11 protein-coding genes are annotated in these 13,822 nt (G+C 45.7%); 8 read left to right on the forward strand and 3 right to left on the reverse strand.

Annotation, left to right across the window (positions count from 1 at the left end; all coding sequences use genetic code 11):
- Positions 1 to 145: 145 nt before the first annotated feature.
- Positions 146 to 889 (reverse strand): Crp/Fnr family transcriptional regulator, encoded by a 744-nt coding sequence (locus QWZ07_RS04030; protein WP_192853488.1) that lies wholly within the window; start codon positions 887 to 889, stop codon positions 146 to 148.
- A gap of 112 nt (positions 890 to 1,001) precedes the next feature.
- On the opposite strand from QWZ07_RS04030, the gene QWZ07_RS04035 reads away from it, so the two are divergent.
- From QWZ07_RS04035 to QWZ07_RS04070, 8 genes are all read left to right on the forward strand, one after another.
- Positions 1,002 to 2,375, forward strand: a complete 1,374-nt coding sequence (locus QWZ07_RS04035) for a hypothetical protein (RefSeq protein ID WP_102362982.1) — start codon at positions 1,002 to 1,004, stop codon at positions 2,373 to 2,375.
- Positions 2,376 to 2,471: 96 nt separating this feature from the next.
- Complete coding sequence (locus QWZ07_RS04040) at positions 2,472 to 3,176, forward strand: hypothetical protein (RefSeq protein ID WP_225998487.1); 705 nt, start codon at positions 2,472 to 2,474, stop codon at positions 3,174 to 3,176.
- Positions 3,177 to 3,340: 164 nt separating this feature from the next.
- Complete coding sequence (locus QWZ07_RS04045) at positions 3,341 to 4,297, forward strand: AAA family ATPase (protein ID WP_192853486.1); 957 nt, start codon at positions 3,341 to 3,343, stop codon at positions 4,295 to 4,297.
- 10 nt (positions 4,298 to 4,307) lie between these two features.
- Complete coding sequence (locus tag QWZ07_RS04050) at positions 4,308 to 5,234, forward strand: DUF58 domain-containing protein (RefSeq protein WP_192853485.1); 927 nt, start codon at positions 4,308 to 4,310, stop codon at positions 5,232 to 5,234.
- Positions 5,231 to 5,716 carry a DUF4381 domain-containing protein gene (locus tag QWZ07_RS04055; protein WP_192853484.1) on the forward strand — a complete coding sequence of 162 codons (486 nt, stop codon included), beginning with the start codon at positions 5,231 to 5,233 and terminating at the stop codon, positions 5,714 to 5,716. Before QWZ07_RS04050 ends, QWZ07_RS04055 begins: the two co-directional genes overlap by 4 nt.
- Positions 5,709 to 6,701 carry a vWA domain-containing protein gene (locus QWZ07_RS04060; protein WP_290253862.1) on the forward strand — a complete coding sequence of 331 codons (993 nt, stop codon included), beginning with the start codon at positions 5,709 to 5,711 and terminating at the stop codon, positions 6,699 to 6,701. The genes QWZ07_RS04055 and QWZ07_RS04060 overlap by 8 nt, the downstream gene beginning before the upstream one ends.
- Entirely contained in the window at positions 6,694 to 8,745 is a 2,052-nt protein-coding gene (locus QWZ07_RS04065; protein ID WP_290253864.1) for a vWA domain-containing protein, read from the forward strand. The genes QWZ07_RS04060 and QWZ07_RS04065 overlap by 8 nt, the downstream gene beginning before the upstream one ends.
- Before the next feature lie 2 nt (positions 8,746 to 8,747).
- Complete coding sequence (locus QWZ07_RS04070) at positions 8,748 to 10,427, forward strand: BatD family protein (RefSeq protein ID WP_192853482.1); 1,680 nt, start codon at positions 8,748 to 8,750, stop codon at positions 10,425 to 10,427.
- A gap of 117 nt (positions 10,428 to 10,544) precedes the next feature.
- Here the strand turns inward: QWZ07_RS04070 and QWZ07_RS04075 are convergent, their stop codons facing one another.
- Both QWZ07_RS04075 and pstB read right to left on the reverse strand, forming a co-directional pair.
- Positions 10,545 to 12,689 carry a sensor domain-containing diguanylate cyclase gene (locus QWZ07_RS04075; protein WP_192853481.1) on the reverse strand — a complete coding sequence of 715 codons (2,145 nt, stop codon included), beginning with the start codon at positions 12,687 to 12,689 and terminating at the stop codon, positions 10,545 to 10,547.
- Between the two features lie 336 nt (positions 12,690 to 13,025).
- The gene (gene pstB, locus QWZ07_RS04080; protein WP_004732036.1) at positions 13,026 to 13,775 is read right to left on the reverse strand and encodes a phosphate ABC transporter ATP-binding protein PstB; all 750 of its coding nucleotides are present in this window, start codon (positions 13,773 to 13,775) and stop codon (positions 13,026 to 13,028) included.
- Between the last annotated feature and the right edge of the window lie 47 nt (positions 13,776 to 13,822).

Raw genomic sequence — 13,822 nt, forward strand, 5'->3', positions numbered from 1 at the left:
TCGGCCAAAACCAATATAACTAGAGACTTTTCTCTCAAAAAACTGCAAATATGATGTAACGACTCAATCATTTTCTCTTGGGATAAAGATTATCGAGGTCAATATTACTGCCTCGCAGGCATTTGCTTGGGTTATTTAATGATGTTTAACACGCTAACCCTTCAGATATAAAGGCATTAAGTTTCTCCTCATTAATGATATCAATGCGGCGATAACCTATTTCAATCATGCCTTCTTTCGCCAATTGTTGGAGAGATCGGCTGAGTGTTTGACGGGTACAACGAGACAGGTGTGCCAGTTTATCTTGTGTATACAAAATAGGGTTTAACTCGTTCGGCATCCCATTTAAACGACTGACTAATAAAAGTAACTTAGCAACGCGAAATTCATTTTTAAGCAGTACAGATTCTGTCGTCCACTCCATCAAGAGCCGGAATCGAAAGCTGATTTCACGAATTGCAATTTTATAGAGTTCTGGATAACGGTCAGCGATATCTCTCATTTTTTTGACGGGAATAGCCACGACAATCGCATCAGAAGATGAGTAAAAATTATGGTTGGTCGGTTGTTCATCAAAACAGCCTATCCACGTCAACCAGCTGTTTGGACCTAGCATGGCAATGCACGCCTCATCACCACTTTCACTGTAACTCATCAGTTCGATATGTCCCTTAACCACAAGGCGCATGGTATCGACAGCGGTATAGGCGGAATTGAGCAAAGTCGGAACCTTATAGGCTTCAATTCTTGCAGCACCGACTATCTCTTCAACGGCTTTCGGATCTAGCTGATTTAGCGTGGGATCATGTCTTAACACCAGCTCAAGCATCAAATGTTGTTCTTCACTACTCATCGTAGGAACGAAACTAGAATGTAAGATTTTACACATTGTTCTCATCCAACCCCTGATAGCTTGTTAATTAATTGTTAAATACAGACTAACAATTAATCGAATAAAAAAGCTAGGAAAAACCACAAGGTCGTGAAATGAGGATTCAAGAATGCAAATGCCATGCGTAAACACATTGAGCCGTTGGCTCTTTAAAGGCTCGATAGCAACAGTTTTAATTACCTGCGCTAGCTGGAGTACAGTCTCAGTAGCCAACGATAAATTTGAGGGGATCCCCGGCGAAAGAACCTGTTTCTTCCGTTATGGTCCCGTATCTGCAGACCCATACATCAACGTTGCCTATCCCGATGCTGCGGTAAAATATTGGGGAGCAGCTTTTACTGTACCTGATGGTGCCAAGCTAAAATTAGAAGGACAATTCCCACATTCTCGCTACATGTCGTTCATTAGCTATGATGACCGTGGAAGACCGGTACAATCTTTACCCGACTACATGATCAAACCCAGCCAAAGCAGCGTAAACCCTTTCAGAGAAGGCAGTCAGCGCGACAGCGTTCTTAGAAGCTACCAAGTCAATATTCTCAACGCTCAACCTAAAACTGATTACACCGCAGGCCAAATACGTGATGGCGCTGAAATGGATGAACTGCATGCGCCAAAATCTTCAGCTAATCAGCAGGTGATCATCTACCGCATCTACGCAAAAGACGAAAACAGTGATGGCACTGGGAATACAGCATTACCGCAGCCAGTCGTCACGCTTGCTTCAGGAGAGGAACTTCGCGGACAACAAGCGTGTGATTCGCTGCAAAGTGCGCAACCGTTAAAAGCTCAATTAAATGCCCTGGGAATCCCAGTCGAGAAGTATCGTGAATTGGTTACACAACCCAACAAGCCCGCAGGCTTCCCCGCAACCAATCCATCGACTTGGCACATTCAGCTCGACCGAGAAAGCTTGTTAGGTATTTACACAGGAAAAATCAATCCTGAAGCGAGACGAAGCACGGGTGGCTTCTACCCAAATCTTGATAACAACTACATTAGAACCGTCGTCAATCGCAAACATGGCCCTGTATTTGTCCTTAGAGCGAAAGCTCCTGTGACGCCGAAAACTTTCCATGGCGTTAAAAAAATGACCAAAGGTGACCTCCGTTACTGGTCGGTCTGCTCGAACAAAGGCTTCGCTGTAACCAAAGTCAACGACTGCCTTTACGATGAAGCGATTCCGGTGGACAAGGACGGCTATTACACTGTCGCCGTGAGCCGCGCTGCCGACAGACCACGTAACGCTTTTGCCCAATGTGGTGTCGGTTGGTTACCAATGGCAGACGATGGTGATGGCATTATTGATGAAGACGCATCGATTGTTCAAATCCGTCACATGCTCGCAGCGCCAGAGTTTAGCCACGCCATACAAAACATCCAGCAAGATAAAGATATCGCCCCGGTGATGGGGGAATACTACCCAAGAACCTTCTACACCACGACCAACAACTTCGAGCTCATGATCCCTTGCTCGGGGTAATACTCTCCATCTGAATAACCCATTAATAAACCTACGAAATGGCAGGTTCCCCGCCTGCCATCTATGACCAAATACCATCAATTTTCTGAGGTTGCCATGCTACTCAAACTACTACCCCTGTTGTCGATCATCTCTTTTCTTTTTACATCACAAGCAGCACATACAGAAGAACTCGAACCCGAACGAAAACCAGAGCAAGAGCAAGCACAAATAGAAGACCTAGACGATCCAACAGCGCTGAGCTCATTTCTGGGAATACGAACAGGAACCAATGGATATGGTGCCATCGCGCAATTTGGATTCAATAGCCCCGACAGTGCATTGGGTCACAACAGCTTCATTCAATTTAAAGACGATTTTGAAACTCTACATCTACGCCACTTTTCGATCTATAAACAGAGTGGGACGGGGTTGTTTGTCGATATGCAGCGCAACAATGCCAATGCGATTCCAGTTAACCGAGCTTCTGTTGGTGCCATCCAAATAATCCCTCTCTCAGACAAACTTAGGATCAACCCTGCCCTTCTATATGGCGAAACGTGGACAGACGACAAGCAAGTTCGAAAGACGCTGTTTCCAGATACATCAATTGTGACTTTGTATACCTTTATTCGCTGGCAAGTCGCCGACGACTGGTTCGTCAACTTGGTACCTCAATATACCTACAGCGTTAATGGACGAAAAATTCGTTTATTTGAGCTCGTCACTCAAGTTGGCCACAACATTACTAAGGAAACGAGCATGGCGATAAATACCGATGAAGACGACAACTTTTGGTTAACACTAAAGCACGCCTTTTAAGTCTGACTATGGTAAAACCATTGGGCTTAACTGTACTTTGGCTAAACACTTGTAAATCATTCCATTTTTGGAAAAATAAATTACGTAGATGTACTGGAACTTTTTCCTATTAATAAGTGACCAATACTCAAAATAAGAATCAAATGGCCCCCAGAGAGTCCAAAATGCATAAAAATAACTTCGAAATCCTTCAAAACTACCTAGAGTCTCAAATCATTGGTCAGCAAGAGCTCGTAAAACAATTGATGATCGCCTTACTGGCAGATGGTCATATCCTTGTTGAAGGGCCTCCGGGGTTGGCAAAAACCCGCGCAGTAAAGTCGCTGGCTGACTGTGTCGAGGGAGATTTTCACCGTATTCAATTTACCCCTGACCTATTGCCTGCCGACCTAACTGGTACCGATATTTTCCGTCCAGAAACGGGACAGTTCACCTTCCAATCTGGTCCGATTTTTAACTCGCTTATTCTGGCGGATGAGATCAACCGTGCTCCGGCGAAAGTGCAAGCCGCAATGCTAGAAGCTATGGCTGAGAAGCAGGTGACGGCGGGACGAAAAACCTATGCCTTACCCGATTTGTTTTTGGTAATGGCAACGCAAAACCCAATTGAGCAAGAAGGCACTTACCCGCTGCCAGAAGCTCAATTAGACCGTTTCTTGCTGCATTTAGAAGTGGCTTATCCAGACATGGAAAGTGAGCTGGAGATTTTGCGCCTAAACAGAGGTGAAGCTCAAGGCAATCAACCTGTTCAACCAGAGCCTATTTCTCAACAAACTATCTTCGAAGCTCGCCAAGAAGTACTCAACATTCACATGGCAGACACCATTGAGCAGTACATAATTAGACTGGTAATGGCGACGCGCCAACCTAAGCAATATAGCGACCAGCTTGATCAATGGTTAGACATGGGTGTTAGCCCGCGTGCAACCATTGCCCTAGACAGATGTGCCCGCGCTCACGCTTGGCTTGCTGGCCGTGATTATGTTACTCCACAAGATGTTCAAGCGATGGCATTCCCTGTATTGCGCCACCGCCTACTTCGCAGCTATCACGCACAAGCTGAAGGGGTCACTGCAAACCAAGTGATCGCACACCTTATCTCGTTGGTTGGTAGCGCATAGGGATAAGCGCATGAAGAATCAATTACCCAACCATAGTGACGGTGTCACGTTAAATCTGGACGAACTGCTGCAATACAAAGCGCAGTCTGTTCGCTGGTTGCCTCCAGCCAAGAGCCTGTGGTCGCAACTAAACGGGCAACACGAGAGCAATCGTAAAGGTCGCGGGATGAATTTCTCTGAGGTTCGTCAATATCAGGCGGGTGACGATATCCGCAGCATTGATTGGCGCGTCACGGCTAGAACCGGAAAGGCGCATACCAAACTGTTTTCTGAAGAAAGAGAACAGCCTGTGATTTTGTTCTTAGATCTGTCAAGCAGTATGATTTTCGGCTCAACCTTGTTGCTTAAATCAGTTCAACTCGCGCACTTTGCCAGCCAACTTTGCTGGTTAACCATCGCTCAAAAAGACCGTATTGGCGCAGTGATAGATACTGGCCAAGAGATCATTGAGATTAAACCCAGTGCTAGCAACCATGCTCCACTGCGTATTTTGCAAAAAGTCATAGAAATCAATAACGCAGCGCTGACCAACCCAGACAATCACAGCGACACAACCTTAGAGCATGGGCTGAAGTCTCTTCACCAGCTTTGCCCGAAAGGCAGCGATATCATTATGCTCAGTGATTTTGTTCGTTATAACGAAAGTAATTACTCACTTATCAATCAAATACGTCGACATAATCGAGTTCGCTTAGTTCATTTTTACGATCCATTAGAGCAAGGTGTCACTGCTTTCAAAGGTTCAAAACAGATCACCGACGGCAATAAAACGCAATGGTTTAACTTTTCATCAAGCAAAGAAAAGGAAAAGCTCAGTCACGCATTTGATCAGAAGCAACAACAACTGATGCAAATGAGCCTTTCTCTGGCGATCCCATACAGTTCATTGTCTTGTGCGCAATCGTTAATGAGCCAAGTATCAGGAGTTCAGTCATGAATCAACCTCTCGACCTGAGCCCGATTATTACGCCAAGCGCACCGTCATGGTGGCCTTTGGCATGGGGTTGGTGGTCAGTCATTATCACGGCCATCGTTCTGATCGCCTTAGTGTTTTTCATTGTAAAACGCAGACAAAAGAACCAATACGCGAAGAACGAAGCACTTGCTTGCTTTCGTAATAGTCAATCTTCAAATGCTTTGTCTCCGAGTGCAGCTCAAGACATCGTTCGTCAGGCAGCACTAAGCTATTTCCCACGCGACAAAGTGGCAGGCTTATCTGGTGATGATTGGTTGGCGTTCTTAGATGCACAATTGGCAAAGCCGTTGTTCTTCGCAAAGCAATCGCAATGGCAACAAGCGCTCTACCAAGATACAGCCTTAATGAACGACGAACAGAAAAAGGCTCAACAGCAATTGGTTAATGACTGCGAAACCTGGCTTCGTAAAGCCCTTCCTCCAAAGCGAGGTCGTTATGACTGATCTTTTAAACACGAGCTTACTAAATATTGAATTCGTTTGGTGGTGGATGTTTTTCCTCGCGCCACTGCCGGTTCTCGTTTACTTGTTCTCTCCTAAGGCGGAATCGAACAATGCCCTAAGGCTTCCATTTCTGCCCGAGGACAGCAATACCAAAACGCCGAGCAGTCGCTTACCCAAGGCGTTGTCGGTCATCATCTGGCTTTTATTGGTAACTGCCATGGCACGCCCAGTTTGGTACGGTGAACCGGTTGAGTTTCAACCGAAACACCGTGATTTGATGTTGGTTGTCGACCTCTCCTACTCAATGAGCCAAGAAGACATGCAGTTCAATGGCGAATACATCGATCGCTTATCTGCGGTGAAACATGTATTGAGTGACTTTATTGAGCGCCGTAAAGGCGATCGAGTCGGACTCGTACTATTTGCTGATCACGCCTACTTGCAGACGCCATTGACGTTAGATAGAGACACGCTTTCACAACAGCTCAATCAGGCAGTGCTAAAGCTGATTGGTACTCAAACTGCGATCGGTGATGGTATCGGCCTTGCCACCAAAACCTTTGTCGACAGCGACGCTCCTCAGCGTGTAATGATTCTACTCAGTGACGGCAGTAATACCGCGGGCGTATTAGATCCACTTGAAGCGGCGGATATTGCAAAGAAATACAACGCCACAATTTACACCGTGGGTGTCGGTGCGGGTGAAATGATGGTCAAAGAGTTCTTCATGACTCGTAAGGTCAATACTGCTCAAGACTTGGATGAACGTACTCTAATGGAAATCGCCAAACGCACTGGCGGTCAGTACTTCCGAGCGCGTGACAGCAAAGAGCTGGCAACGATTTACGACACCATCAACCAATTAGAACCCGTGACGAACGCCACTAAGATCTGGCGACCACAACAAGAATGGTTTGTCTGGTCACTGTCGGCGGCAATGTTCTTTGCATTTATGCTGTTAGCCATTAGGAGAAACAATGTCTAACTTTACTTTTATCTACCCATATTGGTTCTTGGCTCTTGCCGTGCTGCCCGCTATTTGGTGGCTTAGCAAGAGACAATCCAAGCAAGGGTTATTAGCGTCACACATCGCCCGTTATTTAGCTCCTGAATCGAGCAAACCCTCAAAAAACCGCAGCACTTATTTCGGTGTTTGGTGGTTGGTCGGTGTCATCGCATTGGCCGGTCCAAGCTTTGAAAAAAATGAACAGCCAAGCTTTGAAAAAACACAGGCGCGAGTTGTGATCATGGATATGTCGATGTCTATGTATGCCACTGATATTAAGCCGAACCGTTTAACACAGGCGCGATACAAGGCTCTGGATCTGCTTTCGTTATGGAAAGAAGGCCTAACGGGAATGGTGGCATACGCCGGAGATGCTTACACCATTAGTCCGCTAACGTCTGACATCAACACCATCAAGAACCTCGTACCCAACCTATCACCAGATATCATGCCCTTCCAAGGCGGCAATGCAGCATCGGCAGTTAAGCTTGCGATTGAGATGATGACTCGTGCTCATATCTATAAAGGCGATCTAGTACTGATTGCTGATGATATTGATGGTCAAGAGAAGAAAGATATCGACTCGCTACTCTCTGGTAGTAATTGGACGTTATCAGTCTTGGCTGTAGGTACGGAAAGTGGCGCGCCGATCTCGTTACCTACAGGTTCGATGTTACAGACCGACTCAGGACAAACCGTGGTTGCGAAAACCAACGTAGGCAATATGCGCGACCTGACTCGTCGCTCTGGCGGCACATTCACTGAATTGCAATTGGATAACTCAGACGTTGAACACATCGCAAGTTACCTCGACCGAGTTGCAACGACATCAGAAGTGACTAAAACCAATAACTCGCTCAACACCAGAGTGAACAACGGTTTCTGGTTATTACCGTTTCTGTTACTTCCTGCACTTGGGCTATTTCGAAAAGGGGTCATTTGGTGTGGTCTAGCTGTACTTGTCTCGTTCAGCCAACCGAATACTGCGTTTGCAAATCCTTGGAAAACCGATGACCAAGTAGGTTATCAGTTGTATCAAGATGAGGACTTTCAACAAGCCGCAGAACAGTTCGAACAGCAAGAATGGAAAGGCATCGCGCAATACAAAGCCGGTGATTTCGAAGCAGCCGAACAGACGCTACAAAGCCTTTCCGGCGAAGATGCTCGCTACAACCTCGCCAATGCACAAGCAAAGCAAGGTAAGTACGACCAAGCGATAAAAGAGTATCAACGTATTCTCGAAAGCAACCCTGAACATGCTTATGCGAAGAAGAACCTTGAGATTGTCGAACAGGCTCAGAAGCAACAGCAACAGCAACAGCAACAGCAACAGCAACAGCAACAGCAACAGCAACAGCAACAGCAACAGCAAGACGATTCTGAGTCCAAAGACCAAAATGAACAAGACCAGCAAGGTCAGCAAGGTCAGCAAGGTCAGCAAGGTCAGCAAGGTCAGCAAGGTCAGCAAGGTCAGCAAGGTCAGCAAGGTCAGCAAGGTCAGCAAGGTCAGCAAGGTCAGCAAGGTCAGCAAGGTCAGCAAGGTCAGCAAAATGATTCTTCGCAAAGCTCGCAGGATCAACAACAAAGCTCTACTGACAATGGGAAGTCACAAAGTCAAAGCGGCAACCAAGATCAAAGCAATAAACAAGATCAAAGTGAAAACCAAGATCAGAATACTGACCAGAGCCAAGCTGATAGCCGCCCTGATTCCAAGGCGGATGAAGAAAACGACAAGCAAGCTGTGCAACAAAACAAAGCGGATCAAGCAGATAAACAGCCACAGGACAAGGGTGACTCAGTATCTCAGGCAGCCCAAGCACAAGAGGATGCTAAGGAAGACACTGATAACAACGCTCAACAAGCTGCAGCACAAGTATCAGGTCAACCTATGTCGAGCGATCCTGATATGCGAAAACTTGAGCAAGTAGAAAGCGCTCGTGATCCGAGCCAATTGCTTAAAGCGCAAATGATTCTACAAGCACGACAAAAAAGTGCTCCTAACAACCAAAACAAAAAGTGGTAACCATGCGATTTTTAAACAAGCCATTTTTATCAATGCTGCTGACACTGCTAATCGGTGTTTTCTCGTCACATTCTGTATTCGCAGCGACCGCTGTGGCGAGTGTTTCGCAAAACAGTGTTACCAAAGATGAAGTCTTTCTACTTAGAGTGGCAACCGATGAAAAAGTATCGTCAGGTGCTTTAGATCTAACCTCCCTTCAGAAGAATTTCTACGTCGGCACCCCAAGCTTTGGGTCATCGATGCGAATCGTCAATGGTAGCCGCACTGTGTCTAGCGAGTGGAATATTACCCTTGCCCCACTTCGATTAGGCCGATTAGAGATTCCTAGCTTTGATATTGAAGGCGCAAAAACCCAACCGATCACCATCAACGTTGCGGTTAATAAAGCCGCTCCAAAGCAGAGTGATATGGCCGAGTTTCAACTTAATCTGAGTAAAGACTCGCTATACCCTCAAGAGGTCGCGGAGCTTGATGTAAAACTCATCATTAAGGCTGATCCTAGAAGACTGCAAGATCCTAAAATTGCACCACCAAGTTCAGCGCAATTAGACGTAGAACCGATTGGAGAGTCTAAGCAATTTCAAGATGTTATCAACGGACAAGAAGTCACGGTTGTTCAGCAATCTTTCCATATATCGTCACAGCAAGCAGGACAATTTCAGCTTCAAGGGCCAAAGTTAACCGGTGCCGTTGTTTACTCAACCAATAACTCAAGCACGACGCGCCTTTTCCAGCTCGATACGCCTGTTGAAACCTTAGATGTCACAGTGAATCCGGTACCAAAAGGCTATCAAGGTGAGTGGTTACCAACATCGAACTTCAAGTTGATTCAGAAATGGTCAGATAGCCAAGGCAATGAACTGACGGATGGTAATGCTTTAGGTGACGACAAACAGAAGATTGAAATGGAAGCCGGTGATTCGTTAACTCGTACCATTACTATGACGGCTAGCAACTTAACGCAGCACCAACTGCCGAAACTGAATATCACCTACCCTAAAACGGTACGTGTTTATGAAGAAAAACCGCAATTTGGCACCACTCAATCCGGTGATGCTGTCGTTGTTTACAAGCAAGTCTTGATTCCGAAAGAGGCTGGAAATATCTCGCTTCCTGATGTTTCTCAAGCTTGGTTTAACACTGACTCACAATCACAAGAAATCAGTAAAGCTCTTGGTCTTGAGTTGTCGGTTCAGGCAAGTGACCGTGCGACATCTAGCACATCACCAGTCACAGCACCGCCAACCCAACAAGCTAGCCCGACAATTGTTACCGTTGAAAAACCAGGAGTGTGGCCTTATCTAACCGCGCTGTTTGCAGCATTATGGTTAATCAGCTCAGCGTTTGCTTTCTACTTCTGGTCACGCCGCGGTACAGTAGTAAAACCAAAGCAAAAAGATGAACGTCAATCCGATACGGCAGAAGCGCTTATTGCCGCTCTGAAAATGAAAGACGGTGTGAAGACGAGAACCTTGTTTGAGCAATGGAAAGCAGAAAATCCAGACTTGAGTGACGAGACAATAGAAGTGATCGAAGCTGAGTTCACCAAGCTAAATCAGAGCCTCTATGCTGAAGCTGGCTCACCAAGTCAGTCATGGGAGCCTTCTGAGGCAATCAAAGCGGTTAAGAAACCAAAACGCATCTCGAACAAAGCACACAAGAGCACATTAGAAAGGCTTTAATTAGCCAGCGTTCTAAGTAAGCAGAAAATCTAAGTAAAAAAAGAACGAAGCCGTGATGACCACATTGTGAACATCACGGCTTCAGTCGTTTTTGAGAGCAAAAGAATAAACGCCAAACTAAATCAGTGGCGTCGCGACCTTTCTTCGCTTTAGAGCAGAGACAATTCGATTTCGCCCTGAATCTTTGGCTTGATACAAAGCTTTGTCTGCCTTGCCATACAGTAGATCGAAGTCGAATTGGCGTTGATCAGAGGTGATTGAAGCATAACCGACAGATGCGGTTAAGTATTGGCTAGTGCTGCTTTCACAATGAAGGATCTTCGCCTCTTCAATACATTTTCTGATCGACTCTGCACGCTGTTTAGTTTCAGAGTGATGAGTGCCGATCATCAACAACATAAACTCCTCACCACCAATACGGCAAAAGGTTTCCTTATCGCTATGAACATGGGCATTGAGTATCTTGCCGATGGTGCGCAGAGCAGCGTCACCTTCTGTATGTCCATAAACCGTGTTGTACAAACCAAAATGATCAAGGTCGACGAGTATCAATCCGAATGTGACTTCATCTTGTATGGCAAACGCCCCTCGATCATCGCAATTTAGATCATCTAACACCTGCGACAACATACGCCGATTTCCAAGACGTGTCAGCGGGTCTAATTTAGAGATGATATCCAACTGCTCATTGGCTCGTTCAAGCTCTTGAGTGCGCTTACTGACCTCTTGCTCGAGCGTCTCATTAAGCTTTTTGAGCTCCTCTTGCGCCATGGTTCTCTGTAGCACCTCAGCTAAACTAGAAGCGAAGATACGTATCACTTCACGCAGTTGTGACGTTAAAGGGCTGCGAGTTAACAAATTATCCGCGGCTATAAACGCAATCGGCTCACCCGTATTGGTGGTTAGCATCGTCATTGCCGTCCAACCGACTCCCACAATATTGAAATCGTGATAGATAGGCACTGATTCTTCAAAGGCGACTTGATTAGGACAAGCGCGAGCTGCTGCAACAATGTCACGTTCCACCAGCTCTGAGCGGTAATAGGACTCATCAACAATGTCGCCTTTTATATCCGTGCCCCACGTGCCTTGCATGTAATTGCAGCCTTTATCTGTTAAAAAAACCGCTAATCGGTCTATCCCTAAGTGCTGAATAGCAAAGCTAACCGCAGATTTACAGACTTCGCTTACGCTATCGCAGCGAGACAGTTCCACCATACTTGAGTGCAACATGCGGATGTTCTGTTCTTGCCGTTTGCGGATGTAGATTTGAGAAAGCAGGGAACCAAAGGATTCAAGCATCTGCTTTTGGTAATTGGTAATTGGTGAACGATGAATGTAGTTATCCATTGCAATCCAACCCACGGGTTTATCGCCTTCACGTAAGATCAACATTCCATTCCAGCCCTGCCCTACTACTTTTCCTTCGGTGTAGAGAGGTGCCTGTTCGATAATAACCAAGTTGGTGTGATTGTCTGATAACGCTTCGATGTATTCCGCTTCGAGTTGATGCAAGTCGTACTGGGTATGATGTTCGCTGTTGGTTCTACCGGTCTCATCAGTACCATAAGTGCCGCTAAAACAGCGCTTTTTCATATCAAGTAACATGAAGATCGCACGGTCAAAGCCTAGACGGTCGCGCACGGCTTCTACTGACGCTTTATACAATGCATCCAACGACTCAGGATTAGAAAGCTCTAACGCAACCTGATGAACCAACTTCATGTTCTCTACAAATAGCTCACGTAGCTTTATCTCATCAAGATACTGCGCTTCACGTGTGTCTCTGTATTTGATCTCCAGCGCAGCGTTCTTTTCTGCACGAATGCATTGCCAACGTGCTGCCGCTAATTGAAGAACATCGAGTCCTTGATCGAAGGTTTGGCTGATCTTTTCTGCATTGCAATTTTGGACAATTAAATAAGTTCTACAGGCAGGCGCGTTGTCTAGCATCATGATAAACGACTCACCACCCAACACCTCCATGTGCTCCCACTTACAGGTATTGATGGCCATTGGCAAGACACCATCAGCCGTGTCGAACTGCGACACCCAAGGCCAGAAGGTCGTGGGATAGCTTGAAAGAGACGTCACCTCACCAAAAGAAAATAGCGGCAACGACTCACTTTCCGGTATCGGCTCAGCAAATATTCCTATTCCTTTCGGAGTAAGCACCTCAACAAGGTAATCAAATAGAGATTCTGCCAACAGACGGTGGTCACGAGTAGCAGATATTTGTTTTGCAAAGGCTTTAACAGGCACAGCTTCCGTCCATTGGCGAATGAGAGTGAAGCAAAAATACCGAAGCATTGATATGCAATCAATGTAACTAAAAATGAGATGTTAAGCGGGTCGCAATTTCAATTTTTACATTATCACAAGCATGAGAAGAACGACAAAAATGGGATTTTCTGCCCAAAATTTCATCGACATTAGGACTTTTTTAGAGACATAAAAAAGCCCCACCTAAAGTGGGGCAAAACTTCCATCGCTTATAGTTATAGTGATAATTCTGTCGATCTATTCGATTATCTAACCTGCGTATCAGCTAGCGTGCTGGTTTTGCTAAAAGGCCAAACACAGCACATAACTAATCGATTAACCAAAGTCACCGTTTACGTAACCTTTAGTACGATCATCTTTTGGTTCGCTGAAGATAACACTCGTTTCGTTGTGTTCTACAAGCTCTCCCATTAGGAAGAAAGCTGTACGGTCTGATATACGACGCGCTTGCTGCATTGAGTGCGTTACGATAACGATAGTGAAGTCTTTCTTCAGATCTTCCATCAATTCTTCAATCTTGTGTGTCGCGATTGGATCAAGTGCCGATGTAGGCTCATCCATCAGGATTACATCCGGCTCCATTGCAATCGTACGAGCGATACATAGACGCTGTTGTTGACCACCAGACAAACCAAACGCGTGTGCTTTAAGACGGTCTTTCACTTCGTCCCAAAGTGCCGCACTGCGTAGTGAGCTTTCTACTACTTCATCAATGTGTTTCTTGTCTTTGATACCTTGAGCACGTAAGCCGTAAGCAACGTTCTCGTAGATGCTCATTGGGAATGGGTTTGGCTTTTGGAATACCATGCCTACGCGAATACGTAGGTCAGCCACATCAATGTTACCGTAGATGTTAGTGCCATCCATATCTAGCTTACCTTTAATGGTAACGCCTTCAATTAGGTCATTCATGCGGTTCAAACAACGTAGCAGTGTCGATTTACCACAACCAGATGGGCCAATCAGAGCCGTTACCTGACGCGTTGGAATTGGCAGGTTAATAGACTTAAGCGCTTGGTTGTCACCGTAAAACAGATCTAGGTTCTCAATATCAAATTTGTTCATTTTCGTATTCTCTAAATTCTTAAATTCGTGTCTAACTTGATGCTTTC

The organism is Vibrio lentus (genome assembly GCF_030409755.1).
GTDB lineage: Bacteria > Pseudomonadota > Gammaproteobacteria > Enterobacterales > Vibrionaceae > Vibrio > Vibrio lentus.

Bases quoted from the DNA above. Each gene is read 5' to 3' on its own strand.
- QWZ07_RS04065 (WP_290253864.1), top strand. From the start codon at position 6,694: ATGTCTAACTTTACTTTTATCTACCCATATTGGTTCTTGGCTCTTGCC.
- QWZ07_RS04055 (WP_192853484.1), top strand. From the start codon at position 5,231: ATGAATCAACCTCTCGACCTGAGCCCGATTATTACGCCAAGCGCACCG.
- QWZ07_RS04030 (WP_192853488.1), bottom strand. From the start codon at position 889: ATGTGTAAAATCTTACATTCTAGTTTCGTTCCTACGATGAGTAGTGAA.
- QWZ07_RS04035 (WP_102362982.1), top strand. From the start codon at position 1,002: ATGCAAATGCCATGCGTAAACACATTGAGCCGTTGGCTCTTTAAAGGC.
- pstB (WP_004732036.1), bottom strand. From the start codon at position 13,775: ATGAACAAATTTGATATTGAGAACCTAGATCTGTTTTACGGTGACAAC.
- QWZ07_RS04045 (WP_192853486.1), top strand. From the start codon at position 3,341: ATGCATAAAAATAACTTCGAAATCCTTCAAAACTACCTAGAGTCTCAA.
- QWZ07_RS04060 (WP_290253862.1), top strand. From the start codon at position 5,709: ATGACTGATCTTTTAAACACGAGCTTACTAAATATTGAATTCGTTTGG.
- QWZ07_RS04050 (WP_192853485.1), top strand. From the start codon at position 4,308: ATGAAGAATCAATTACCCAACCATAGTGACGGTGTCACGTTAAATCTG.
- QWZ07_RS04040 (WP_225998487.1), top strand. From the start codon at position 2,472: ATGCTACTCAAACTACTACCCCTGTTGTCGATCATCTCTTTTCTTTTT.
- QWZ07_RS04070 (WP_192853482.1), top strand. From the start codon at position 8,748: ATGCGATTTTTAAACAAGCCATTTTTATCAATGCTGCTGACACTGCTA.